We start from the raw sequence: 22589 nt of genomic DNA, 5'->3' as shown, positions 1-22589 counted from the left end.
AGAATCCCTGACCGATCGTTCAAGCTGTTTCTCGCACGTCTTCGCCAGCCACGGGATAGAGCGCCTGCTGCTGTTCAATCCACGCATTGAGGTTGGCGCCGATCATGCCCCGGCGCCACATGAGCCATGTTGTCGCACTGGCAAAAGGTTCGGCCAACGGGTGCACCGCGACACTTTCACGTCCCGGCAGGCTGGCGAGCATCGACTCCGACATCAGCGCGACGCCGCTGCCGGCAATCACACAGGCGAGCATGCCCTGATAGGACTCGATCTCCATCGCCCGGCCCATCGCCGCCTGATAGTGGGCGAACCACGCTTCCAGCCGCGCGCGATAGGCGCAGCCATGACGGAAGGTGAACACCGCCCGACCTTCGACATCCCTGGCGCTGCGTATCGGCGGGTGATCGGCCTCGCTGATCAGCACCAGCCGTTCATTGCACAACGGCACCCCGTCGATCCCGGCCAGTTGCGGCGGGCCGTCCACCAGCGCGGCGTCGAGACGCCCGGTGAGCAACCCTTCCAGCAATTCACCACTGGGCCCGGACTGCACTTGAAGATTCACCGCCGGATACTGCTTGTGATACCGCGCCAGCAACGCCGGCAAATGAATCGCCGCCGTGCTGTACAGCGTGCCGAGCACAAAATCCCCCGCCGGTTGCCCGCCCATCACCGCTGCACTGGCCTGATCGCGCAGGGCGAACAGTTTACCGGTGTAGTCCAACAGGACTTTTCCCGCAGGCGACAACAGCAAACGCTGGCGCTCACGGACGAACAGTTCGACACCCAGTTGCTCCTCCAGCTGTTTAAGCCGGGTCGACAGGTTCGACGGCACGCGGTGCAACCGTTCGGCGGCGCGGGTGATCGAGCCCTCCTCCGCCACGGCCTGGAAGATCCGCAATTGGCTGAACTCCACAACCTTTCTCCTTAACAGAACAAGTTACTCACTATTATTCAATTTTAAAGAAAGTCAATCAGTCCTAGCCTGACGGTCATTGAACCTCCAACGGAATTCAGACCATGTCACCGCTGATTCGCTTATCCGCCTGTTTCATTGCCCTGATGATGGCCATGGGCATCGGGCGTTTCGCCCTTACACCGCAACTTCCCCACCTGATCAGCGAAGGGCAGATCGACCTGACCGCCGCCGGTCTGATTGCGGCCGCCAACTACCTCGGCTATCTGCTCGGCGCCGTGGACGCGATGTTTTCCCGTCGGCCCGATCAGGTGCAACGGCGCCTGCATGGTGGTTTGTGGCTGTGTGTGCTGCTGACGCTGGCGTCGTTCTGGGCCAATGGTTTCTGGTCGCATTTGTTGCTGCGCTTCGGCACCGGTGTGGCGAGCGCCTGGGTGCTGGTGATGATTACTGCGCTGAGCCAGCCACTGGCTGCGGCGGCGGGTCGTCCACGGTTAGGCGCGCTGGTGTTTGCCGGGCCTGGACTGGGGATTTTTCTGACAGGTTTGCTGGCGCTGTTCTCACATCTGGCGCAGCAGACTTCCGCCACCCTGTGGCTGATCTATGCCGGCGTGGCGCTGGTGATGTTATTGGGCATCGTAAGAATCCTGCCGCAACCGGGCGTCGGTGTACCGGCCGCACCAACTGTCGTGAATTCGTCGAATCACGGCATTGGGCGGCTGGCGGTGGTGTATGCGCTGTACGGCGTGGGCTACATCATCCCGGCCACGTTCCTGTCGCAGATGGCCAACGCGCAGTTTCACGGCCAATGGCAGGCCGATCTGTTCTGGCCGTGCTTCGGCCTCGGCGCTGCGATTGGCGTATTGCTGGTGAGTTTGCGTCGGCACGATCCGCAGACCACCCGGCACTGGTTGATGGCGACGTTGTGGCTGCAGGCTGCCGGTGTCTTTGCTTGCCTGTTGGGCAGCGGCCTCGGCCTGGCACTCGGCGTGATCCTGTGCGGCACGCCGTTCCTGGCCTGCATGCAACTGGTGATGCAACGCTCCCGGGAACTGGCGCCCCACGCCACCCAGCGCAACGCCGGCCTGCTCACCGCGTGCTTCGCCGTCGGTCAACTCAGCGGGCCGTTGCTGGCGGCGGTCAGCAGCCACTTCAGCGGCGGCCTGCAACCGGCGCTGGTAATCGCCGGCAGCGGCCTGCTGATCGCCGGCGGTCTGGCGTACAAATCCGTTACGGCTGGCCGAGCGCCTTGCGCAAACGCCGACGCACCCACTGTTCCGCGCTGACGAAGGTGATGCCGAGCAACACCAGCACGGCGCCGATGATGAAGTTCAGGCTCAGTTCTTCGCCGAGCAACACCACGCCGAACGTGACGCCGAACAACGGCGTCATGAAGGAAAACACCGCGAGGTTGGCCGCCAGATAACGGCGCAGCAGCCAGAACCAGGTCAGGTAGCTGAAGAACGACACCACCAGCCCCTGGAACAGCACGCTGCCCACCGCCACGACGGTCAGGCTGACATGGGTGATCTGGCCGCTCAGCAGCGCAATCAACAGCAGGCCGATGAAACCGACGATCAGTTGGTAAAAAAGAGTCAGGGTCACCGGCGCTTCCGACAGGCGCGAGGCGCGCACCACGACGGTGGTCGCGCCCCAACTGGCACCGGCCAGCACGCCGAGGGCATCGCCCATCAACATGCGGCGGTCGAGGTTGTCCCATGACACGCCGCCGGCAAACGCGATGGCAATGCCGACGAATGCGAGGAAAATCCCCAGCCATTGCACCGGCCGCAGACGCTCGCTGGGCAACAGAAAATGCACACCCAGTGCGGTGAAGATCGGCGCGGTGTAGAGGAACACCGACATGTGCGCCGCGGTGGTCAACTGCAAGCCTTCGGAGATGAACAGGAACTCGAGCCCGAACAAGGCGCCGGCCAGCAAACCACCGCGCCAGGTAGCGCCGACCTGATCCCAACCGCCCTTCCAGCAGATGAGCAATCCGACAAGCAGCGCGGAAATCCCCGACCGCCCCGCCGCCTGCATGACCGGCGCGATGTCGGTCGCCGCCCACTTGATCATCACCTGCTGCACGCCCCAGATAAGGCACAGGCCGATCATCACTTGCAGGGCAAAACCGTCGGCGCTGCGCCGATCGGCGCTCACCGTAATACCTCGAACACACACGACATGGCAGTTTTCCAAAGGTCAAAACACAGCCCCGGCTCTTTGTCCGGGGCGAAAAATGGTCTCGGGGATTATTAACCAGTTGGCCAGAAAAAGCCGTCTGGAAAAGACACTAGATTCTCCTGAAGCGTCAGTGGTGGTTGGCTGACGGCTGCGCCGTCAATCGCGAGCAGGCTCGCTCCCACAGGGAAACGCGATTCCATGTGAGACCGAGCCTGCTCGCGATGACGTCAGTTCAGGCAACAAACATTATCCGGCGGATTGACCGAATCTTGTGGCCACCATCCATCCCACCGTACAGGCGATCGCCGTCGCAAACGTACCCCACGCCCAGTCAATCAGAGACAACTGAGCCGGCCAGCCTCGCAGCGTCGCCCAATTGGTCAGGTCATAAGTGCCGTATGCCACCAGCCCGAGCAGCCCGCCCAATAGCGCAGCCCGCTGCCAGCTCATCGCAGGCAATACGACAAAGGCCACACAACCGACCACATACAGGCAATAAAAAACCGTTGCCGGCACCAGCAACGGTTTTTCAAGCATCAGCGCACCGAGCCGGTCGCGATAGGTCTGCGCCATCAGGACGCCGAGCCAGAGCCCGTCGAGCAGAAGAAACGTCACCAGTGTGGCAACGTAGGCAATCAGTGCTTTTTTCATTCGCCCGACCTCAAATGAGCCCATGCAAGATGGGCCACGCAAGGCTCAGGTTAGTTCAATGCGATCGGCGTGAATGACAATCTGGCCGTTCTTGTACAACGCACCGATGGCCTTCTTGAAGTTGCCCTTGCTGACACCGAACAGGCTGCTGATCAGCGCCGGATCACTCTTGTCGCTGACGGCCAGGGTGCCGTTGCTTTCGCGCAACTTGGCGAGGATCTTCGAGTTCAGGCTGCTGGCCGCTTCTTGCCCCACCGGTTGCAGGCTCAGGCTGATTTTACCGTCGGCGCGCACTTCCTTGATGAAGCCCTTCTCGCGCATGCCGGCACGCATGAACTTGAAGATTTCATTCTTGTGAATCAAGCCCCAGTGCTTGTTGTTGATGATCGCCTTGAAGCCCATGTCGGTAGCTTCGGCCACCAGCAGATCGACTTCCTGCCCGGCGCTGTAGCTGGCCGAGGTTTTGTCCAGGTAGCGATCCAGGCGTGCGGTGGCGGTGATGCGACGGGTGTGTTTGTCGAGGTAAACATGCACCACGCAGTATTCGCCGGCGGTCATCTGGCGTTTTTCTTCGGAGTAAGGCAGCAGCAGATCCTTCGGCAGGCCCCAGTCCAGGAACACACCGATGCTGTTGACTTCAACAACTTTCAAACTGGCAAATTCACCGACCTGAACTTTCGGTTTTTCAGTGGTGGCAATAAGTTTGTCGTCACTGTCCAGATAAATGAAAACATTAAGCCAGTCTTCATCTTCGCTGGGAATATCTTTAGGGATATAACGGTTGGGCAAAAGAATTTCGCCGTCGGCACCGCCGTCCAGATATAAACCGAAGTTAGTGTGTTTAACCACTTGCAAACTGTTGTAACGCCCGACTAAAGCCATTTCCAGTACCCTCATTGCGTGGGCGGCATTCTACCCGTTTGCCGGGTTCGTTGCCCGTCGGATCGACGGGGCGGCTGAAAATGTGCGCGAGGCCTTGATTTTGTTGATTTTCGCGTCTGGCGCGCGCCACTCGTCAGACCAGTGGGACGGATTTCGTGTGATCCCAACGTGGCCTGTCATTCTGAAATCGAATAAATGTTGTTATTTAAAACAGCAGGTTAGCGGGATATTTCGAATAATTAATCAAGAATGATCCACCTGCACGCTGGGTTATTCCGGGGGATATTTACCAAGCAATTGTCAAGTTATTCCTGTACGATGCCTGGCCGAGTTACTTTTCTACAGGTTAATGGCCGCCATGCGTGTAAAAGCATCCACCAGCAAAGCAAAGCCAGCTCCAGCCGTTGAAACCAGCGAATCGATCAACGATCAGATCGCAGCGTTCCTCAAGTCCGGCGGCGAGATTCAGCAAATTGCCAAGGGCGTCAGCGGCCAGACGTTCGGCCCGTCCAAGCAGATCAGCCTGGGCAAGAAGTAACCCCGCAGTACACCTGTCCAAAGGCGCTTTGAGCTTCGAAGCGTCTGGACCGGATCCCTCGCAAGACCTCTCTCGCGTTTAAACAAACATTGAAAACAACAGAAATCGACGAACGGCCCTCGGAGCCGATCATTCGCCGGTATCCTTGCACGCGTCTGGATCAAGCGTTTCAGCAGGTTCTGTCCACCTGCGCTCGCGGTTCAAGGAGTGACGCATGCTCAAACCCACCTGTTTATTGCTTGTAGGCTTATTAGCCTGCCAGGCGGCGCACGCACAGATTTTTCAGCGTGAACTCGGCGACTTCGACCTCAAGCTCGGCACCACGCCGAGCCGCTGCATGGCCCAGGGACTGGTCAAACCGTCTGCTGCCGGCTCGTTCCATGGCGGCCTGGATCTGAGTCACGACAGCGGCCTCTATGTCGGCCAGTACGCTCCGAGCATGGGCATCACGCCAGGCAAGAATCTCGAAATCGATTCCTACGTCGGTTTTAAACAACCTTTCGATCAAACCCTCGGTTACGAAGTTGGAATGATCCACTACAGCTATCCCAAGGTCGACACCCTCGACAGTCAGGAACTGTTCGGTGGCCTGACTCTGCTCGGCAGCCGTTTCGGCATCGCACTGAGCAACGATCCGGATAAACAGAACAACACCCTGTTTGCCGACCTCGGCGGCAATCAGCCGTTCGGCATCGGAATCAGCATGAAATACACCACCCACCAGCTCAACACGCCGGTCTCGGTAGACGGGGGTTACGTCAGCAGTTTTACCGATTGGTCGGTGAAGTTTTCGCGGCCGGTGATGGGCATCGACCTCGACCTGATCTACAGCAACTCAAGTCTGAGCGGCAGCGATTGCTCGGCCTATTCCGGGCACAACAGCCAGTGCGACGGGCTGGTCACGCTCAAGGCCGAACGCGCGTTCTATTGATCGGCTGAACTGCCGGGGCCATCCTGCGTTCACATAGGAATCAGACCCTCGAAGCCAGGCTCACGCAAGGATTCGCCCATGTCTCGCTGGTTCACACAGATCACCACCCTTCTGCTCATCCTCTTTGCCCTTGGTGCCTGCAGCCGCGTTGGCCTGGCGTATCGCAATCTTGACGTGATCATTCCGTGGACGCTCAGCGACTACCTTGACATGAACGGTGAACAGAAGGGCTGGTTCAACGAGCGCCTGCAGGAACATTTGAGTTGGCATTGCACCACACAGTTACCGGGTTATCTCGACTGGCTCGATCGCCTGCAAAGCATGGTCGAAACCAATCAAGTGACCGACGCAGCACTTCAGGCTCGCACCACCGAAGCCAAGCAGGCGATCGCCGAAACCGCCCGGGAAATCACCCCGTCTGCGATTGAATTGCTGCAAGGGCTGGATGACCAGCAGGTCGCCGAAATGAATGGGGCGTTTGCCAAAGATCTGCGTAAACGCCAGCAGGAGTACCTCAAGCCACCGCTGTCACAACAGATTGCCGAACGTGGCGCGCGCATGGACAAGCGCCTCAATGATTGGCTCGGCCCATTGAGCGCTGCTCAGGAACAACAGGTGATGGCCTGGTCGACGGCCTTGGGCGATCAGAACACCCAGTGGATCGCCAACCGCGCCCACTGGCAGAAGCAATTCAGCGCGGCGGTGGCGCAACGCAAAAGTCCTGAATTCCCACAACGGATCGAGACACTTCTGGTCGATCGCGAGCGTTTATGGACAGCGGATTACCAGAAGGCCTACGCCAATACCGAGGCGCAGGCCCGTTCGCTGTTCGTCGACCTGATGGCTGACAGCACGCCGCAGCAGCGCCAGCGCCTGTTGAAAAAGATCGAAGGGGTGCGCAATGACTTCACTGATTTGAAGTGCCTGAAGGCCGCACAAAAAAGCTGAGATCAATGAAAAAACCAATGTGGGAGCGAGCCTGCTCGCGATAGCGTTTTGTCAGCCAACCTGTTTTTGGCTGCCAGGCCGCTATCGCGAGCAGGCTCGCTCCCACATTTTTTGTGCAAAGCCTCAAGCGATTTGGGCTTTTGAGGCCACTTCGTCGAATGTCGCCTCATCCAACGCGTCTTCCTGATCATCCAGCACTTCACGCGGATGATCATTGCCGGGAATGCTGCTGTCGATCAGGCTCAACAGGCTCGACCCGCGAGGGGTCAGGCTGAAATTGTTGCCGGTGCTGCCTTCGTCTTCGCCACGGGGCTGGATATAACCGCGCAACAGCAGCAATTGTTCATAGTCGCAGGCAAGCGTTTTCAGGTGATCCAGATTTTCAATCGGCTCGCCCGCCGCCGCTTTTTCCGCCGCATAAACTTCAGCAACCGACCGTGGCGCAAAGCTTTGGCCCGCGCCGTTCTGCACTTCATGCAGCAGGCGTTCAATCAAATCCCAGTTATAAGTCGTCATCCTGATTCAACCTCCGGTGCGCGTGATTTTTTGGCGCGTTCACTGGTTGTGACCGGAGCGCTGCGCCACCGTTCAGGATTATTCGGCGCCCCGACCGACCGGCGGTCTGTCGATTTCCCGGGTGGTTGAACGACTAGTCTGAGACAGACGGTTTCAACCCCCGCAGGAGAAATCATCATGAACGTTGAGAATCATCCGGTGGTGTCGCGCGAAGAATGGCTCGCCGCCCGCAGGCAGCATCTGGCCGATGAAAAGGCCTTTACCAAGGAACGCGACCGCCTCAGCGCCAAACGCCGCGCCCTGCCCTGGGTAAAGGTCGACAAGGATTACCGCTTCATGGGCCCGAACGGCGAATTGAAACTTGCCGACCTGTTCGGCAGCCACAGCCAACTCGTCGTTTACCACTTCATGTTCGCCAAAGGCTGGGAGGAAGGCTGTCCAGGCTGCTCGTTCCTCAGCGATCACATCGATGGCGCGAATCAACATCTGGCCCACCACGACATTGCGCTGGTGGCGGTGTCCCACGCACCGTTCGCCGAGTTCCAGGCCTTCAAGCGGCGGATGGGCTGGACATTCGACTGGGTATCGTCGGACGGCTGCGATTTCAACTACGACTTTGGCGTGTGCGCCCGTGCTGAAGATGTCGAAGCTGGCAACGCGACCTACAACTACGAAAAGACCGACAGCGCCGAGGAAGAAATGCCCGGGCTCAGTGTGTTTTATCGCGCCGATAACGGCGACATTTTCCACACCTACTCAACCTATGCCCGCGGCCTCGACCTGCTGGTCGGCGCCTACAACTACCTCGACCTCACACCCAAGGGCCGGAACGAGGACGAGATCATGGAGTGGGTACGGCACCACGATCGGTATGAGGGAGAGAAGAAATCCAGTTGCTGCCACTCAACCTGATTGCCGTTTCGTAATGATGCATCGAGACAGATTGACCGCAATGGCGAATCTGTCTCGACCTGGAACGCCGCCAGGCAACATGCTTTCAGTCAGTCAATCGACCATATCGATAAAACGTCACTCGACCGGCAGGTATTCGTAACCGCGAACCATAGACTTTCCTTCTTGCGGTTTGCGCAGCCGAATCAGTTCAATCATGTTTTCTTGCGTGTATTCGACGAAATACTCTTTGCCCGCCTCGACAGGCAGGTTCAGGACTACGTTACCGGGGCTCGGGCGTTGCCCTGCGGAAATCTTGTGCAAACCAGGGCTGGCATACACCCACGAATAGTTTTTGTTGCCGAGCGCGACGACAGCACTGTTATTGATGCTGAAAATGCTGTCGTAGAAGCTGCCCTGAATCACCTGAGTGCGCATCATGTAGACCAGCGCCTTGCCTTGCGGTGGCTGAGGTGGCTCGAAGTAAGGCTGAGCAGGTTGATGGTGGCTACACCCGCTGAGCATCAGCAGGAACAATAGAGCCGAGAGACGCTTGATAAACGGGCTCATTGTTTTTGCCCCAACATCTGATTGAACACCGGCGCCATTTTTTCCTCGACCGAAGCCAGTTTGGATAAATCCAAACCGCCTTCGTTGGTCAGGTTGTAGTGGGCAGAACCGATTGGCTCCTCGCCCTTGTAAAGTTGAACAGTGGCATCGGACAAGTACATGGAGAGATCCCAGGAGCGAACGGCCGTGTAGGTCATGCGGTATTCACAGTTGGCGGGCACCGGAGCGGCATACACCTGACTGTCGATGCCATGGCGACGCAGCAAGGTTTGAACTCCGGCAACGAAGTCTCCCACGACCACCTTCGGATTTTCCTCAATGCACAGTCTTGAGATCTTGTATTGAGGAGCCACTGGCTCGACCCTGACGTTGGTGCAACCGGCCAGCGCCAGCAAAAAGCCTATCGTGACAACTCTGGACAGCATGTTCGATCCTTCAGCAGCAAATGATATCAATATAGTGGCGGCATCCTATTGGAGCACCCACAAGCGGTCAATGCGCCGCGCACGCGCAGCAACGGAACTGAACTTTCCCCAGACCAAAACCCTCAACCGATTAACCCGCCTTAACCGGAACCGAGGCCTGCCTACATGAAAACCCTGCTCAAGTTCACCCTCGCCGCTACGCTCGCCTGCGCCCTGCCCGTGTGGGCCTGTACGCCGGAGGAAGCCACCGCCAAACGCGAGCAACTGGCCAAGGAAGTCGCGAAGCTCACCGAGCAAAACCCGACCAAGGCCAAGGAGATCAACGCCGAGTTGCAGAGAATGGATCTGGGCACCGCCTCCGCCGATCTACCGGACAAATGCCAGTTGATCGATCAGCGTTTGAAAGAGCTGGGTTCGGCCGAGAAGAAAACCGAGGGATAACACCCGCTCAGACAACGGCAGGCTTTGGCACCGATCAGGCTGGATCGATACCAAAGTCTGCTTTCTTTTGTCCGGAAATTTGCATTAGTGCATTTTGTTATTTGCACAAATGCATATTCAGACCTAGGGTTACCCCGAGCCTGATCGGAACCGGCCATTGGAGATGGCAACCCTTGAAGACCGATCGCTCGGCAATACCGTTATCCCGCAAACGCGGAACGTTTGTTTTCATTCATGGAGGATTGAAAAATGTTAACCACTGAAACAACGGCATTCACCGGCAACACCCTGCCCGAATGTCTGATTGGCCATCTGCTCGACCCGCAACTGGTCGAAGTCGAGGCGGCTGTACAACAACGCGCCCTGGCGGCCGCCAGCCTGAACTTCACGATGCAGCAACAGACTCAGACCAACTGGTGCTGGGCCGCGGCTTCCGCCTCGATCGGCAATTATTACGGCACCGGGTCCTGGACCCAATGCGCCGTTGCCAGCGCCGCGCTGGACCGCAACTGCTGCAATCAACCGGGGCCGTGCAACGTGTACGGCTATCTGGACGTTGCGCTGAAGATCACCCGCAGCTTCAACGGCATGAATTCGGGCTCGCTGCAGATGTCGGCCATCCAGAACCAGATCAACATGGGCCGCCCGGTCGGCCTGCGCTGTGCCTGGTACGGCGGCGGTGCGCACTTTCTGGCGATCTACGGCACCAACGGCAATTACGTGCTGGTCGCGGATTCGATCTACGGCTATTCGACTCGCGCACTGAGCTCCTTCCCCGGTTCCTACAACGGCGGCGGCAACTGGACCCACACTTACTTCACGGCAAAAAATTAGGAGGGCGACATCATGCAACTGACTTATCCAAAGGCGCCTTCCAACGGCGTGCAGACTTTGCGTCCGGCCTTACAGGCGGCTTTGCAGACACAGGGCTTCGGCGTCAATCGCCAATTCGCCAGTGCTGCGCCCGCCGGGATCAGCCTCAGCGAGGCCTATCGCGGCTACTCGCTCAGTCTGGACGACCTGAGCCAGGGCAAAGGCCTGAAAAACGCCCGCGTGGGCGACTGGCATTACCTGGTGTTCTCCGGCGGTGTTTCGATTGCCGATGCGCAATTGGCCGAAGTACGCGGTCACGTCGAGTTCGCCTCGTTGAACCACGGCAACCTGGCGAGCGCCACGGTCGATGCGCTGAAACTGGCGGAGCAATCGCCACAACTGAAGGGCAAAACCGTTGAACTGCGAATGCTGTTTGTGTCGGCGCTGCACCTTGTAGCGATCTGGCTGCATTCGGCGGGTGAAGATGTACTGATCCCGATCGAGCCAACGCCAAAAGAGCTGGCACTGTCCGGGCTGTACAGCGAGGCCGCCCTGCTCGCCCTGCTCAAAACGGCAGCCGATCAAGCCAAGCGGCGTTTTGACGCCGACACCACTGGCTTGCTGGGCAGTTGATAAACGGAGGCAAAGAAAAACCCGGACCATGTCCGGGTTTTTCTTTGCCTGCCTGAAACGACTTATTCAGCCGCTGGCGCTGCCGGTTTGCGGCGTTTCAGCGGGGCCATGCCGTCGCTGCTCACCAGTGCGTCCGGCTTCGGACGGTTAGCGCTCTTGCGCTTGGTCGGGGTCTTGGCGGCGGTTTTCTTCTTGTCGCCCTTGGCGTCGGTCTTTTTCTTTTTCACGCCGACGGCCTTGCCCGAAGCCTTGACCTTTTTCGGCCCGCCGTAGGTGCCTTTGACTTCCTTGATGGTGCGACGCTCGAACCGCTGCTTTAGGTAGCGCTCGATGCTCGACATCAGGTTCCAGTCGCCGTGGCAGATCAGCGAGATCGCCAGACCGTCATTGCCGGCACGGCCGGTACGACCGATCCGGTGTACGTATTCGTCGCCGCTGCGTGGCATGTCGAAGTTGATCACCAGATCCAGGCCATCAACGTCCAGACCACGGGCCGCCACATCGGTGGCCACCAGGATCTTCACGCCGCCCTGCTTCAGACGGTCGATCGCCAGTTTGCGGTCCTTCTGGTCTTTCTCGCCGTGCAGCACGAACGCCTTGTATTCCTGGGCGACGAGGCGACCGTAGATGCGGTCGGCCATGGCCCGGGTGTTGGTGAAGACAATGGCCTTCTGATAGGTCTCGTTGGCCAGCAGCCAGTTGACGATCTGTTCTTTGTGCTGGTTGTGGTCGGCGGTGATGATCTGCTGACGGGTGGTGTCGTTCAGCTGGCTGACCGCGTTGAGCTGCAAGTGCTCAGGGTTGTTCAGCACCTTGGCGATCATCTCGCGCAGGCCGGACCCGCCGGTGGTGGCGGAGAACAGCATGGTCTGCTGACGGTTCGGACATTCGTCGACCAGACGCTGCACGTCTTCGGCGAAACCCATGTCGAGCATGCGGTCGGCTTCGTCGAGCACCAGCACTTCGACTTCTTTCAAATCGAGGTTGCCGGCGTTCAGCTGCTCGATCATCCGGCCCGGGGTGCCGATCAGGATGTCCGGTACCTTGCGCAGCATGGCAGCCTGGACCTTGAAGTCTTCACCGCCGGTGATCAGGCCGGTCTTGATGAAAGTGAACTGCGAAAAGCGCTCGACTTCCTTCAGGGTCTGCTGGGCCAGTTCGCGGGTCGGCAACAGGATCAGGGTCTTGATGCTGACGCGGACCTTGGCCGGGCCGATCAGGCGATTGAGGATCGGCAGGACAAAAGCGGCGGTCTTGCCGCTACCGGTTTGCGCCGTCACCCGCAGGTCACGCCCCTGAAGCGCCAGCGGAATGGCCGCGGCTTGCACAGGCGTTGGCTCGACAAATTTCAGCTCGGCCACGGCTTTGAGCAGGCGTTCGTGCAGGGCGAATTGGGAAAACACGGGTGCTACCTCGAAGATATGCAAAAAATCAGCTGCATAGGTTACCGGTTTCGAGCGCTCAGGCCGAGTTTCTTTGTGAAATCCGCCGTAATCAGTGGCTTTTTTGTTGCTCGATTTGTCTCCAACGGTAATACACAGCGTCTTAAATGCTCTAATCGCCCGTCGCGTCTTACAGAAGAATCGTCTCTCTCATGGATTTCAAACAGCTCTGGCTCAACGCCCAAGACCTCTGGGGTGCCCTCGATCAGCACCCGTTCCTGCACGCCGGCCTGGCTCTGATCCTGTTGCTGGTAATCGCACTGGTCCTCGGACGAGTGGCGCGTTACCTGATCCTGCATGCCAGCCGCATGCTCGGTCGCCAGCCCGCACTGCACTGGATCAACGACTTTCGGCATAACAAGGTGTTTCAGCGTCTGGCGCAGATGACGCCGTCGCTGGTGATCCAGTTCGGCCTGCACCTGGTGCCGGAGCTGAGCAAGACCGCCACGGTGTTCCTCGGCAACGTGGCGCTGGCGTTCACCATTCTGTTCCTGCTGCTGTCGGTCAGCGCCCTGCTCAATGCGCTGCTGGACATCTACGCCCGCACCGAACACGCCCGCACCCGCTCGATCAAGGGTTATGTGCAACTGGCAAAAATGGTCCTGTACGTGTTCGGCGCGATCATCATCGTCGCCACCCTGATCGACCGTTCGCCGCTGTTGCTGCTGTCCGGTCTGGGTGCGATGTCGGCGGTGATCCTGTTGGTCTACAAGGACACCCTGCTGTCGTTCGTCGCCAGCGTGCAACTGACCAGCAACGACATGCTGCGGGTAGGCGACTGGATCGAAATGCCGCAGGTCGGCGCCGATGGCGATGTGGTGGATATCACCCTGCACACAGTCAAGGTGCAGAATTTCGACAAGACCATCGTCTCGATCCCGACCTGGCGCCTGATGTCCGAGTCGTTCAGAAACTGGCGCGGCATGCAGCAGTCAGGCGGGCGGCGGATCAAGCGCAGTCTGTTCATCGACGCCAGCGGTGTGCGTTTCATCCGCGACGATGAAGAGGAAAAACTCTCCCAGGTGCACCTGCTGACCGCCTACATGGGCCGCAAGAAAGCCGAGCTCAAAGCCTGGAACGAGGCGCAGGGCAATGTCGCTGCGATGTCGGCCAACCGCCGGCGCATGACCAACATCGGCACCTTCCGGGCGTATGCGCTGGCCTATCTGAAAAGCCACCCGGAGATCCAGCCGAACATGACCTGCATGGTCCGCCAGATGCAGACCACGGCCCAGGGCATTCCGCTGGAAATCTATTGCTTCACCACCACCACGGTGTGGGCCGATTACGAGCGGATTCAGGGGGATATTTTCGATTACCTGCTGGCGGTGCTGCCGGAGTTCGGGTTGAGCCTGTATCAGCAGCCGAGTGGCGGGGATTTGCGCTCCGGTTTGTTGCCGGCGGTGTTGGGCTCGGCGCATATACCCGAGGCTGGAAAGCATCTGATGTAAAACCACCGATCAAATGTGGGAGCGAGCTTGCTCGCGAATGCAGCAGGTCATTCAACATAAATGTCGACTGACATGACGCCTTCGCGAGCAAGCTCGCTCCCACAGGTACTGCATCTATTTCGAAATATCGCCTTATTTGGCCTGCCGCTGCGGTGCCTTGTGCACCATGGTGTAGGCGTAATCGACGCCCATGCCGTACGCGCCGCTGTGTTCCAGCACCAGGTCCATCACCGCCTGATAAGTGTCTTTGTGCGCCCAGTCACGCTGGTACTCGAGCAACACTTGCTGCCAGGTCACCGGTACCGCACCGGCCTGAATCATCCGCTGTACCGACATGTCGTGAGCTTCTTTGGTGGTGCCGCCGGACGCGTCGGTGACGATGTACACCTCGTAGCCTTCGGCCAGGGCTTCCAGTGCCGGGAAGGTCAGGCAGACCTCGGTCCACAACGCAGCGATGATCAGTTTCTTGCGGCCGGTGGCCTTCACGGCGTCAACCAGCGCCTTGTCTTCCCAGGAGTTCATCGAGGTGCGCTCGATCGGCTTCTGCTCCGGGTGAACTGCCAGCAGTTCCGGCCAGATGTAGCCGCTGAAGCTTTCGGTTTCGACCGAGGTGTAGATGGTCGGCACATTGAAGATCTTCGCTGCCTTGGCCAGGCCGACGGTGTTGTTCTTCAGGGTCTGACGGTCGATCGACTGCACGCCGAACGCCATTTGTGGCTGGTGGTCGATCAGGATCAGGGCGGAGTTGGTTGGGTTCAGCAGTTCACGGATAGACATGGCGCGTTCCTTTTGATGTCGTTTCAGAGTTTCGATTGGGTAATGGGTGAGTCGAGTGGCTTGCCGTCTTCGGCGTTGTTGTCTCGGCTTGGATGTCACTTTAGGGGCTAGCCGATAAAGGGACAATTCCATAAAATCGAGAATCATTGATTCTAAAAAAGGGACAATCATGGATCGCATCGAATGCATGCGCGCCTTCGTGGTAACGGTCGGCGAAAACGGCTTCGCAGCCGCCGCCCGAGCCATGGACGTGCCCCGCTCGAAAGTCAGCAAACAGATTCAGGCACTGGAAGAAGCCATCGGCGTGCAACTGCTGCAACGCACCACCCGCAGCCTGCACCTGACCGAGGCTGGAGCCGAGTATTTCGAAGCGGCGCGGGAAGTGATTGCGGCGCTGGATGAGGCCGAACAGCGGGCGCGGGACGGGGTGGGCGAATTGCGTGGGGTGTTGCGGGTCAACGCACCGATGTCGTTCGGCCTGCGGCGCTTGGGCAAACTGATTCCGCTGTTCCACGAGCAGCACCCGAACATCGAGTTGCAACTGGTGCTCAGCGACCAGCAGGTCGATCCGGTGCGCGGCGGGTTCGACGTGACCATCCGTATCGCCAGCCTGCCTGACTCAACCATGATCGCCCGGCAACTGGCGCCGGCGCCGCGAATCATGGTCGCCTCGCCCGCTTACCTCGAACGCGCGGGCACGCCGCTGACCCCGCAGGATCTGCGCTCACATCAATGCTTGAACTACGGCTATCTGCAAAGCGGCGTCAGCCTGCAACTGTGCAACGGCAAGGAGACGCAACGGGTCAACGTGACCGGGCCGTTGCACGCCAACAATGGTGACCTGCTGGCGCAAGCGGCCGAGTCCGGCATGGGCATTGCGCTGCTGCCGGACTTCATCGTCGAAGAAGCATTGGCAGCCGGACGACTGGTGCCGGTGCTGTGCGAATGGCAAGCCCCGGCAATTACCATAAACGCGGTGTATTCGTCAGCGCGGCGGGTGCCGCAGAAGACCCGGGCGTTTATCGAGTTTCTGGTGGAGCAACTGACCCCGGCTTGCGAATCCCCAACCGGCTGATCCAAACCGCCGCCAGGATCACGCTGCCACCAAGGAACAACCGCCCGAGTTCTTCATGCTGATTCCAGATCAGCAGATTCAGCAGCAACCCCACCGGCACGTGCAGGTTGTTCATCACCGCCAGGGTGCCGCCGTTGACCAGGCAGGCGCCCTTGTTCCACCAATACAAACCGAGCGCGGTCGAGACCAGGCCAAGGAACACCAGCACGCCCCATTGCAGCGGAGCTTCGGGCAGGAAGTTGGATTTGCCGAACAGCAGGAACGCCGGCAACGCCACCGCCAGTGCGCCGAGATAGAAGAAGCCGAAGCGCCGGTAGTGCGGCAGATCGCTCGGGTGTTTCGCCACCAGATGCTTGTACAGCACCTGCCCGGCGGCGTAGGTGAAGTTGGCCAGTTGCAGCAGCAAAAAGCCCATGAAGAAGTCCGGGTTGATCCGATCGTAGCGAATCACCGCCGCGCCGACGACCGCCACCAGTGCGGCGATCAACGCCCACGGGTTGAAGCGTCGGTTGAGCGCATCTTCGATCAGCGTCACATGCAGAGGCGTAAGGATGGTGAACAGCAGCACTTCCGGCACCGTCAGTACGCGGAAGCTCAAATACAGGCAGACATAGGTCACGCCGAACTGCAACGCGCCGATCAGCAGCATGCCGCGCATGAACGCCGGTTCCACCGAACGCCAGCGGGTCAGCGGGATGAACACCAGCCCGGCCAGCACTACACGCACCAGCACCGCGAAGTAGCTGTCGACATGACCGGCCAGGTATTCGCCGATCAGACTGAAGGAAAACGCCTGGATCAGCGTGACAAAAAGTAGATAGCCCATGCTCGCCTCGATTTCGAATGGCGGCGACGATAGCGGTTTTTGCCGGCCATCGCTAAATCCCGGGCAAAAAAAAGCCCGATCTCGCTAAAGCGTTCAATCGGGCTACAGCACTCAGGAGCAACAAGTGCAAAGGGAGGTTCGATGCGCGTAGAGCCTTGAAGGGGTTGCGCCAGGTCACTACAACAATCGGCGATTATCTGGCGATTAACATATCAAGCGACCTGGGACAGTTTGGCGTTGGCCTGGTTGAGGCCCTTCTCCTGGAAGTCGCCGCCCAGGTTCATGCCTTCAGCGTGGATGAAGGTCACGTCGTGGATACCGATGAAACCCATCACCTGACGCAGGTACGGTTCCTGGTGATCTGCAGGGCCACCGGCGTAGATGCCGCCGCGAGCGGTCAGCACGTAGGCACGCTTGCCGCTGAGCAGGCCTTGCGGGCCGGTTTCGGTGTACTTGAAAGTCACGCCGGCACGCAGCACATGGTCGAGCCATGCTTTCAGGGTGCTCGGGATGGCGAAGTTGTACATCGGTGCTGCCATTACCAGCACGTCGGCGGCCAGCAATTCATCTGTCAGTTCGTTGGAACGATCCAGCGAGGATTGTTCATTGGCGTTGCGCTGGTCAGCGGGCTTCATCCAGCCACCCAGCAGGTTGATGTCCAGGTGAGGCACCGGGTTCACGGCGAGGTCACGAACGGTGATCTGATCTTCCGGATGCGCCGCTTTCCACTGACTGATGAAGGTCTGGGTCAGTTGACGGGAAACCGAGTCTTGCTGGCGGGCACTGCTTTCGATGATCAGAACGCGGGACATGTTGTGTAGCCTCCATCCGAGAATGTTGTAAGTCGATGGAGTGAAGGTTAAACAGAGTCGTATCGATGAAAAAGCGCAAATAATTGCTGCAAAGCATCGAAAAATTCGTTTATATGCGAGCCATACCCTGTGGGAGCCCGCCCCCACAGGGACATGTCGTTACTTCGGCGTGCAGCTCAGCTTGATGCGCAGCTTGATGATGGTCCGGGTGAACTTGGCGGTAGCGTTTTTATGCTTGCCTGCCGCGACGTCGATATTGCGAGTGCGTGGAGCCTCTGGGCCGTTGGTGAACACCACCTTGCAGGTTGCGTCGACGTCGCCGTAGTTGTTGACCTGAATGGAGCCGATGTCGTTATCGGTGTCGAACGCGTTGTAGTCGATCTTCAGGCCGTTGAGGTCTTTCTCCACATCGATCGGGTACGCGAACGCAGTCAGCGGAAGCAGCGCCAGCAACACACAACAGAATTTTTTCATTCGGCAGTCTCCATGAGGGACCGCCAGCTTAGGACAAGAGGAGCTATTGATGAAAGCGCCCCGCGTGACCCTTGATCAATGGCGAACGTTGCAGGCCGTGGTCGACCACGGCGGATTCGCCCAGGCCGCCGAGGCCCTGCACCGCTCGCAATCGTCGGTGAGCTACACCGTCGCCCGTATGCAGGATCAGCTCGGCGTGCCGCTGTTGCGCATCGACGGTCGCAAGGCTGTGCTGACCGAAGCCGGCGGAGTGCTGCTGCGCCGCTCGCGACAACTGGTGAAACAGGCCAGCCAGCTGGAAGACCTCGCCCATCACATGGAGCAAGGTTGGGAAGCCGAAGTGCGATTGGTCGTGGACGCCGCCTACCCGAGCGCTCGCATCGTCCGGGCCTTGACCGCCTTCATGCCTCAGAGTCGAGGCTGCCGTGTACGTCTGCGTGAAGAGGTGCTGTCGGGCGTCGAGGAAGTGCTGCTCGAAGGTGTGGCCGACCTGGCGATCACCGGGCTGAGCATTCCCGGGTATCTGGGTGCCGAGCTGAGTGACGTGGAGTTTGTCGCCGTTGCCAACCCCGACCACCCCCTGCATCGCCTGGGCCGCGAATTGAGCTTCCAGGATCTGGAAACCCACATGCAGGTGGTAATCCGCGACTCCGGTCGCCAGCAGCCACGGGATGTCGGCTGGCTCGGCGCCGAACAGCGCTGGACCGTCGGCAGTCTGGCCACTGCTGCAACATTTGTCAGCAATGGCCTGGGCTTCGCCTGGTTGCCTCGGCACATGATCGAGCGGGAACTGAAGGAAGGTTCGCTCAAACTGCTACCGTTGGACCGTGGCGGTAACCGCAATTCCAGCTTTTATCTGTATTCGAACAAGGACAAACCCTTGGGCCCGGCTTCGCAGATCCTCGTCGAACTGCTGCGCACATTCGACACCCTGCCGCTGGACGCACCGTTTGCCGCCCCCGAACAAGCCTGACACGGAGTTCACCGATGGCGTATTTCGAGCATGAAGGTTGCAACCTGCACTACGAGGAATATGGCCACGGCGATCCGTTGCTGCTGGTTCACGGGCTCGGCTCCAGCACCCTGGACTGGGAAATGCAGATTCCGGCGCTGGCCGCGCATTACCGGGTAATCGTGCCGGACGTGCGAGGTCACGGCCGCTCCGACAAACCCCGCGAGCGCTACAGTATTGCCGGATTCAGCGCCGACATCGTTGCCCTGATCGAACATTTGAAACTCGGCCCGGTGCACTACGCCGGGCTGTCCATGGGCGGCATGATCGGTTTTCAGTTGGCCGTCGATGAGCCGCGAATGCTCAAGAGCCTGACCATCGTCAACAGCGCGCCCGAGGTCAAGGTACGCAGTCGCGACGATTACTGGCAGTGGTTCAAGCGCTGGAGCCTGATGCGCCTGCTCAGCCTCGCCACCATCGGCAAGGCACTGGGTGCCAAGCTGTTCCCCAAACCGGAGCAAGCTGATTTGCGTCAGAAAATGGCGGAGCGCTGGGCAAAAAATGACAAACGTGCTTATCTCGCCAGCTTCGATGCGATTGTTGGCTGGGGGGTTCAGGAACGACTTTCCCGGGTCACCTGTCCAACCCTCGTCGTCAGCGCCGACCGGGACTACACCCCCGTTTCGCTGAAAGAAACCTATGTCAGACTGCTGCCCGATGCGCGGCTGGTGGTGATCGCCGATTCGCGCCACGCCACCCCGCTCGATCAGCCCGAACGCTTCAATCAAACGCTGCTGGAGTTTCTCGCCACAGCCGATAATCACCCTCAGGATCACTGACCCATGCTGAAAAAACTCGCCCTCGCCGCCGGCACCGTGCTGTTTGCTGCCAACCTGATGGCTGCCACGCCGGCCAAGGCGCCACACGTCGAACTGGTGACCACCAACGGCACCATCGAAATCGAACTGGACCCGGTCAAGGCGCCGATCAGTACCAAGAACTTCCTCGAGTACGTCGACAGCGGTTTCTACACCAACACGATTTTCCACCGCGTGATCCCGGGCTTCATGGCTCAGGGCGGCGGCTTCACCCAGCAGATGCAACAAAAGGACACCAAGGCCCCAATCAAGAACGAGGCCAGCAACGGCCTGCATAACGTTCGTGGCACCCTGTCGATGGCCCGTACTTCCAACCCGGATTCGGCCACCAGCCAGTTCTTCATCAATGTGGCCGACAACGCATTCCTTGATCCGGGCCGCGACGCCGGTTACGCGGTGTTCGCCAAAGTGGTCAAGGGCATGGACGTGGTCGACATCATCGTCAACTCGCAAACCACTACCAAACAGGGCATGCAAAACGTGCCTGTCGACCCTGTGATCATCAAGTCGGCCAAGCGCATCGACTAAGCTTTACAGGGCATATCGAGCGGTGCGGATTACCCCTGCACCGCTCACACTGATAAAAGGAGAGCCCGTACTCCGGGCGGTTATCTGATGCTCTATCGCCGTTTCGAACAACTGATCGACATATTCCGTGACGCTCCTACGGCATCCCCGCCGGATCGTGTTCTGCCCTTCTATACCTATTACCTGAAGCAGGTCTGGCCGAGTTTCGCCGCCTTGCTGATCGTCGGCCTGTTCGGTGCCTTGATCGAAGTGGCGCTGTTCAGTTACCTGAGCCGCATCATCGACCTTGCCCAGGGCACTCCGAACGTCGACTTCTTCAAGGTGCATGGTGCCGAGCTGGCGTGGATGGCCGTGGTGGCATTGCTGCTGCGTCCTCTGTTCCTGGCACTGCACGACATGCTGGTGCACCAGACCCTGAGCCCGAGCATGACCAGCATGATTCGCTGGCAGAACCACAGCTACGTGCTCAAGCAGAGCCTGAATTTTTTCCAGAACGACTTCGCCGGGCGCATTGCCCAACGCATCATGCAGACCGGCAACTCGCTGCGCGATTCCGCCGTGCAGGCGGTGGATGCGTTGTGGCATGTGCTGATCTACGCGATCAGTTCGCTGGTGCTGTTCGCCGAAGCCGACTGGCGCCTGATGATCCCGCTGCTGACGTGGATCGCGGCCTACATCGGCGCGCTTTATTACTTCGTGCCACGGGTCAAGAACCGCTCGGTGGAAGCCTCCGACGCGCGCTCGAAACTGATGGGCCGAATCGTCGATGGCTACACCAACATCGCCACCCTGAAGCTGTTCGCCCACACCAATTTCGAACAGCACTACGCCCGCGAAGCGATCCAGGAACAGACCGAAAAAGCCCAAATGGCCGGCCGCGTGGTCACCAGCATGGACGTGGCCATTACCACCATGAACGGTCTGCTGATCGTCGGTACCACGGCGCTGGCGCTGTGGCTGTGGACGCAATCGCTGATCAGCGTCGGCGCGATCGCTCTGGCCACCGGCCTGGTGATCCGTATCGTCAACATGTCCGGCTGGATCATGTGGGTGGTCACCGGCATCTTCGAAAACATCGGCATGGTCCAGGACGGTCTGCAGACCATCGCGCAACCCGTCAGTGTCACCGACAAAGAGCAGGCCAAACCGCTGGCCGTGGCCCGTGGCGAAGTACGTTTCGAGCACGTGGATTTTCACTACGGCAAGAAGAAAGGCATCATCGGCGACCTCAACCTGACCATCAAACCCGGTGAGAAAATCGGTCTGATCGGCCCGTCCGGCGCCGGCAAGTCGACCTTGGTGAACCTGCTGCTGCGCCTGTACGACGTCGAGGGCGGACGGATCATTATCGACGGCCAGAACATCGCCGAAGTCGGACAGGAAAGCCTGCGCGCGCGGATCGGCATGATCACCCAGGACACTTCGCTGCTGCACCGTTCGATCCGCGACAACTTGCTGTACGGCAAGCCCGACGCCACCGACGCAGAACTCTGGGATGCCGTACACAAGGCCCGCGCCGACGAGTTCATCCCGCTGCTGTCGGACGCCGAAGGACGCACCGGATTCGATGCGCATGTCGGCGAGCGTGGGGTGAAACTGTCCGGTGGTCAGCGTCAGCGGATCGCCATTGCGCGGGTGCTGCTCAAGGACGCGCCGATCCTGATCATGGACGAAGCGACCTCGGCGCTGGACTCGGAAGTCGAAGCGGCGATCCAGGAAAGTCTGGAAACCCTGATGCAGGGCAAGACCGTGATCGCCATCGCCCACCGGCTCTCGACCATTGCCCGGATGGACCGGCTGGTGGTGCTGGAAAACGGCAAGATCGCCGAAAGCGGCACCCATGCCGAACTGCTGGCCCATCGCGGCCTATATGCGCGGCTGTGGGCGCACCAGACAGGAGGGTTTGTCGGCATCGATTGATCCTGCGTCAAAGCACAAAAAACCGCCACAGCCCTTTACCCACGGGCTCTGGCGGTTTTTTATCGCCTGCTGGAAATCTGCACAAACTTTGCTGTAATCAGCGAAGGCTCCGGAA

General features: G+C 59.3%; 26 protein-coding genes. 14 read left to right on the top strand and 12 right to left on the bottom strand.

Annotated elements, in window-relative coordinates; all coding sequences use genetic code 11:
* Positions 1-19: 19 nt before the first annotated feature.
* Positions 20-913, bottom strand: coding sequence for a putrescine utilization regulator PtrR (gene ptrR / locus N8H71_RS14085; protein WP_262194454.1), 894 nt, complete (start codon positions 911-913; stop codon positions 20-22).
* A gap of 104 nt (positions 914-1017) precedes the next feature.
* Between ptrR and N8H71_RS14080 the strand changes: the two genes are divergently transcribed.
* The gene (locus N8H71_RS14080) at positions 1018-2199 is read left to right on the top strand and encodes an MFS transporter (RefSeq protein ID WP_262194453.1); all 1182 of its coding nucleotides are present in this window, start codon (positions 1018-1020) and stop codon (positions 2197-2199) included.
* Here N8H71_RS14080 and N8H71_RS14075 read toward each other — a convergent pair.
* The 3 genes from N8H71_RS14075 to N8H71_RS14065 all read right to left on the bottom strand — a co-directional run bounded on the left by N8H71_RS14075 (position 2144) and on the right by N8H71_RS14065 (position 4633).
* Positions 2144-3076 carry a DMT family transporter gene (locus tag N8H71_RS14075; protein WP_262194452.1) on the bottom strand — a complete coding sequence of 311 codons (933 nt, stop codon included), beginning with the start codon at positions 3074-3076 and terminating at the stop codon, positions 2144-2146. The genes N8H71_RS14080 and N8H71_RS14075 overlap by 56 nt on opposite strands.
* A gap of 270 nt (positions 3077-3346) precedes the next feature.
* Positions 3347-3751, bottom strand: a complete 405-nt coding sequence (locus N8H71_RS14070; protein ID WP_262194450.1) for a DUF2177 family protein — start codon at positions 3749-3751, stop codon at positions 3347-3349.
* A 45-nt stretch (positions 3752-3796) separates the two neighbouring features.
* The gene (locus N8H71_RS14065; RefSeq protein ID WP_262194449.1) at positions 3797-4633 is read right to left on the bottom strand and encodes a CvfB family protein; all 837 of its coding nucleotides are present in this window, start codon (positions 4631-4633) and stop codon (positions 3797-3799) included.
* A 349-nt stretch (positions 4634-4982) separates the two neighbouring features.
* On the opposite strand from N8H71_RS14065, the gene N8H71_RS14060 reads away from it, so the two are divergent.
* From N8H71_RS14060 to N8H71_RS14050, 3 genes are all read left to right on the top strand, one after another.
* Complete coding sequence (locus N8H71_RS14060; protein ID WP_016985943.1) at positions 4983-5171, top strand: hypothetical protein; 189 nt, start codon at positions 4983-4985, stop codon at positions 5169-5171.
* A gap of 214 nt (positions 5172-5385) precedes the next feature.
* Positions 5386-6102: a TorF family putative porin gene (locus N8H71_RS14055; RefSeq protein WP_262194448.1), complete on the top strand. Its 717-nt coding sequence runs from the start codon at positions 5386-5388 to the stop codon at positions 6100-6102.
* Positions 6103-6180: 78 nt separating this feature from the next.
* The gene (locus N8H71_RS14050; RefSeq protein ID WP_262194447.1) at positions 6181-7050 is read left to right on the top strand and encodes a DUF6279 family lipoprotein; all 870 of its coding nucleotides are present in this window, start codon (positions 6181-6183) and stop codon (positions 7048-7050) included.
* Positions 7051-7173: 123 nt separating this feature from the next.
* Here N8H71_RS14050 and N8H71_RS14045 read toward each other — a convergent pair whose 3' ends face one another.
* Positions 7174-7566, bottom strand: coding sequence for a transcriptional regulator (locus N8H71_RS14045; RefSeq protein ID WP_262194446.1), 393 nt, complete (start codon positions 7564-7566; stop codon positions 7174-7176).
* Positions 7567-7743: 177 nt separating this feature from the next.
* Here N8H71_RS14045 and N8H71_RS14040 point away from each other — a divergent pair, with 177 nt between their 5' ends.
* Positions 7744-8478: a DUF899 domain-containing protein gene (locus N8H71_RS14040; protein ID WP_262194445.1), complete on the top strand. Its 735-nt coding sequence runs from the start codon at positions 7744-7746 to the stop codon at positions 8476-8478.
* Positions 8479-8595: 117 nt separating this feature from the next.
* Here the strand turns inward: N8H71_RS14040 and N8H71_RS14035 are convergent, their stop codons facing one another.
* Positions 8596-9027 carry a DUF2846 domain-containing protein gene (locus tag N8H71_RS14035; protein WP_262194444.1) on the bottom strand — a complete coding sequence of 144 codons (432 nt, stop codon included), beginning with the start codon at positions 9025-9027 and terminating at the stop codon, positions 8596-8598.
* Positions 9024-9452, bottom strand: a complete 429-nt coding sequence (locus N8H71_RS14030; RefSeq protein WP_262194443.1) for an Sbal_3080 family lipoprotein — start codon at positions 9450-9452, stop codon at positions 9024-9026. Before N8H71_RS14030 ends, N8H71_RS14035 begins: the two co-directional genes overlap by 4 nt.
* 165 nt (positions 9453-9617) lie before the next feature.
* Between N8H71_RS14030 and N8H71_RS14025 the strand changes: the two genes are divergently transcribed.
* The 3 genes from N8H71_RS14025 to N8H71_RS14015 all read left to right on the top strand — a co-directional run bounded on the left by N8H71_RS14025 (position 9618) and on the right by N8H71_RS14015 (position 11339).
* Positions 9618-9893: a hypothetical protein gene (locus N8H71_RS14025; protein WP_262194442.1), complete on the top strand. Its 276-nt coding sequence runs from the start codon at positions 9618-9620 to the stop codon at positions 9891-9893.
* Between the two features lie 249 nt (positions 9894-10142).
* On the top strand, positions 10143-10727 hold the full coding sequence (locus tag N8H71_RS14020; protein WP_262194441.1) for a papain-like cysteine protease family protein: 585 nt from the start codon (positions 10143-10145) through the stop codon (positions 10725-10727).
* Positions 10728-10739: 12 nt separating this feature from the next.
* A complete protein-coding gene (locus N8H71_RS14015) occupies positions 10740-11339 on the top strand; it encodes a hypothetical protein (RefSeq protein WP_262194440.1) in 600 nt (199 codons plus the stop codon).
* A gap of 62 nt (positions 11340-11401) precedes the next feature.
* Here N8H71_RS14015 and N8H71_RS14010 read toward each other — a convergent pair whose 3' ends face one another.
* The gene (locus tag N8H71_RS14010; RefSeq protein WP_262194439.1) at positions 11402-12742 is read right to left on the bottom strand and encodes a DEAD/DEAH box helicase; all 1341 of its coding nucleotides are present in this window, start codon (positions 12740-12742) and stop codon (positions 11402-11404) included.
* 191 nt (positions 12743-12933) lie between these two features.
* Between N8H71_RS14010 and N8H71_RS14005 the strand changes: the two genes are divergently transcribed.
* Positions 12934-14232, top strand: a complete 1299-nt coding sequence (locus tag N8H71_RS14005) for a mechanosensitive ion channel family protein (protein WP_262194438.1) — start codon at positions 12934-12936, stop codon at positions 14230-14232.
* Positions 14233-14364: 132 nt separating this feature from the next.
* Here the strand turns inward: N8H71_RS14005 and N8H71_RS13995 are convergent, their stop codons facing one another.
* A complete protein-coding gene (locus tag N8H71_RS13995) occupies positions 14365-15009 on the bottom strand; it encodes a hydrolase (RefSeq protein WP_085648570.1) in 645 nt (214 codons plus the stop codon).
* Positions 15010-15178: 169 nt separating this feature from the next.
* On the opposite strand from N8H71_RS13995, the gene N8H71_RS13990 reads away from it, so the two are divergent.
* Complete coding sequence (locus tag N8H71_RS13990; protein WP_262194437.1) at positions 15179-16084, top strand: LysR family transcriptional regulator; 906 nt, start codon at positions 15179-15181, stop codon at positions 16082-16084.
* On the opposite strand, the gene N8H71_RS13985 is transcribed toward N8H71_RS13990, so the two are convergent.
* The 3 genes from N8H71_RS13985 to N8H71_RS13975 form a co-directional block, all read right to left on the bottom strand.
* Positions 16029-16910, bottom strand: coding sequence for a carboxylate/amino acid/amine transporter (locus N8H71_RS13985; RefSeq protein ID WP_262194436.1), 882 nt, complete (start codon positions 16908-16910; stop codon positions 16029-16031). The genes N8H71_RS13990 and N8H71_RS13985 overlap by 56 nt on opposite strands.
* A 212-nt stretch (positions 16911-17122) precedes the next feature.
* Positions 17123-17722 (bottom strand): FMN-dependent NADH-azoreductase, encoded by a 600-nt coding sequence (locus N8H71_RS13980; protein ID WP_262194435.1) that lies wholly within the window; start codon positions 17720-17722, stop codon positions 17123-17125.
* 159 nt (positions 17723-17881) lie between these two features.
* On the bottom strand, positions 17882-18196 hold the full coding sequence (locus N8H71_RS13975) for a 3-phosphoglycerate kinase (protein ID WP_217831354.1): 315 nt from the start codon (positions 18194-18196) through the stop codon (positions 17882-17884).
* A gap of 49 nt (positions 18197-18245) precedes the next feature.
* Here N8H71_RS13975 and N8H71_RS13970 point away from each other — a divergent pair, with 49 nt between their 5' ends.
* The 4 genes from N8H71_RS13970 (at position 18246) to N8H71_RS13955 (ending at position 22474) form a co-directional block, all read left to right on the top strand.
* A complete protein-coding gene (locus N8H71_RS13970; RefSeq protein WP_262194434.1) occupies positions 18246-19169 on the top strand; it encodes a LysR family transcriptional regulator in 924 nt (307 codons plus the stop codon).
* Between the two features lie 14 nt (positions 19170-19183).
* Positions 19184-19987 (top strand): alpha/beta fold hydrolase, encoded by an 804-nt coding sequence (locus N8H71_RS13965; RefSeq protein ID WP_262194433.1) that lies wholly within the window; start codon positions 19184-19186, stop codon positions 19985-19987.
* A gap of 3 nt (positions 19988-19990) precedes the next feature.
* Entirely contained in the window at positions 19991-20554 is a 564-nt protein-coding gene (locus N8H71_RS13960) for a peptidylprolyl isomerase (RefSeq protein WP_262194432.1), read from the top strand.
* An 87-nt stretch (positions 20555-20641) separates the two neighbouring features.
* Complete coding sequence (locus N8H71_RS13955; protein ID WP_262194431.1) at positions 20642-22474, top strand: ABC transporter ATP-binding protein; 1833 nt, start codon at positions 20642-20644, stop codon at positions 22472-22474.
* The last annotated feature ends 115 nt before the right edge of the window (positions 22475-22589 follow it).

The sequence above is a fragment of the Pseudomonas koreensis genome, from assembly GCF_025447595.1.
GTDB lineage: Bacteria > Pseudomonadota > Gammaproteobacteria > Pseudomonadales > Pseudomonadaceae > Aquipseudomonas > Aquipseudomonas koreensis_H.
This window is presented reverse-complemented; position numbering and strand designations above follow the sequence as displayed.

What these genes read in the sequence shown, in the direction of transcription:
- N8H71_RS14070 (WP_262194450.1), bottom strand. Translation starts at nt 3,751, where the DNA reads ATGAAAAAAGCACTGATTGCCTACGTTGCCACACTGGTGACGTTTCTT.
- N8H71_RS14065 (WP_262194449.1), bottom strand. Translation starts at nt 4,633, where the DNA reads ATGGCTTTAGTCGGGCGTTACAACAGTTTGCAAGTGGTTAAACACACT.
- N8H71_RS13955 (WP_262194431.1), top strand. Translation starts at nt 20,642, where the DNA reads ATGCTCTATCGCCGTTTCGAACAACTGATCGACATATTCCGTGACGCT.
- N8H71_RS13970 (WP_262194434.1), top strand. Translation starts at nt 18,246, where the DNA reads ATGAAAGCGCCCCGCGTGACCCTTGATCAATGGCGAACGTTGCAGGCC.
- N8H71_RS13995 (WP_085648570.1), bottom strand. Translation starts at nt 15,009, where the DNA reads ATGTCTATCCGTGAACTGCTGAACCCAACCAACTCCGCCCTGATCCTG.
- N8H71_RS14015 (WP_262194440.1), top strand. Translation starts at nt 10,740, where the DNA reads ATGCAACTGACTTATCCAAAGGCGCCTTCCAACGGCGTGCAGACTTTG.
- N8H71_RS14030 (WP_262194443.1), bottom strand. Translation starts at nt 9,452, where the DNA reads ATGCTGTCCAGAGTTGTCACGATAGGCTTTTTGCTGGCGCTGGCCGGT.
- N8H71_RS14025 (WP_262194442.1), top strand. Translation starts at nt 9,618, where the DNA reads ATGAAAACCCTGCTCAAGTTCACCCTCGCCGCTACGCTCGCCTGCGCC.
- N8H71_RS13975 (WP_217831354.1), bottom strand. Translation starts at nt 18,196, where the DNA reads ATGAAAAAATTCTGTTGTGTGTTGCTGGCGCTGCTTCCGCTGACTGCG.
- N8H71_RS14060 (WP_016985943.1), top strand. Translation starts at nt 4,983, where the DNA reads ATGGCCGCCATGCGTGTAAAAGCATCCACCAGCAAAGCAAAGCCAGCT.
- N8H71_RS14020 (WP_262194441.1), top strand. Translation starts at nt 10,143, where the DNA reads ATGTTAACCACTGAAACAACGGCATTCACCGGCAACACCCTGCCCGAA.
- N8H71_RS14050 (WP_262194447.1), top strand. Translation starts at nt 6,181, where the DNA reads ATGTCTCGCTGGTTCACACAGATCACCACCCTTCTGCTCATCCTCTTT.
- N8H71_RS14035 (WP_262194444.1), bottom strand. Translation starts at nt 9,027, where the DNA reads ATGAGCCCGTTTATCAAGCGTCTCTCGGCTCTATTGTTCCTGCTGATG.
- N8H71_RS14005 (WP_262194438.1), top strand. Translation starts at nt 12,934, where the DNA reads ATGGATTTCAAACAGCTCTGGCTCAACGCCCAAGACCTCTGGGGTGCC.
- N8H71_RS13980 (WP_262194435.1), bottom strand. Translation starts at nt 17,722, where the DNA reads ATGTCCCGCGTTCTGATCATCGAAAGCAGTGCCCGCCAGCAAGACTCG.
- N8H71_RS13985 (WP_262194436.1), bottom strand. Translation starts at nt 16,910, where the DNA reads ATGGGCTATCTACTTTTTGTCACGCTGATCCAGGCGTTTTCCTTCAGT.
- N8H71_RS13960 (WP_262194432.1), top strand. Translation starts at nt 19,991, where the DNA reads ATGCTGAAAAAACTCGCCCTCGCCGCCGGCACCGTGCTGTTTGCTGCC.
- N8H71_RS14045 (WP_262194446.1), bottom strand. Translation starts at nt 7,566, where the DNA reads ATGACGACTTATAACTGGGATTTGATTGAACGCCTGCTGCATGAAGTG.
- N8H71_RS14055 (WP_262194448.1), top strand. Translation starts at nt 5,386, where the DNA reads ATGCTCAAACCCACCTGTTTATTGCTTGTAGGCTTATTAGCCTGCCAG.
- N8H71_RS13965 (WP_262194433.1), top strand. Translation starts at nt 19,184, where the DNA reads ATGGCGTATTTCGAGCATGAAGGTTGCAACCTGCACTACGAGGAATAT.
- N8H71_RS14040 (WP_262194445.1), top strand. Translation starts at nt 7,744, where the DNA reads ATGAACGTTGAGAATCATCCGGTGGTGTCGCGCGAAGAATGGCTCGCC.
- N8H71_RS13990 (WP_262194437.1), top strand. Translation starts at nt 15,179, where the DNA reads ATGGATCGCATCGAATGCATGCGCGCCTTCGTGGTAACGGTCGGCGAA.
- N8H71_RS14080 (WP_262194453.1), top strand. Translation starts at nt 1,018, where the DNA reads ATGTCACCGCTGATTCGCTTATCCGCCTGTTTCATTGCCCTGATGATG.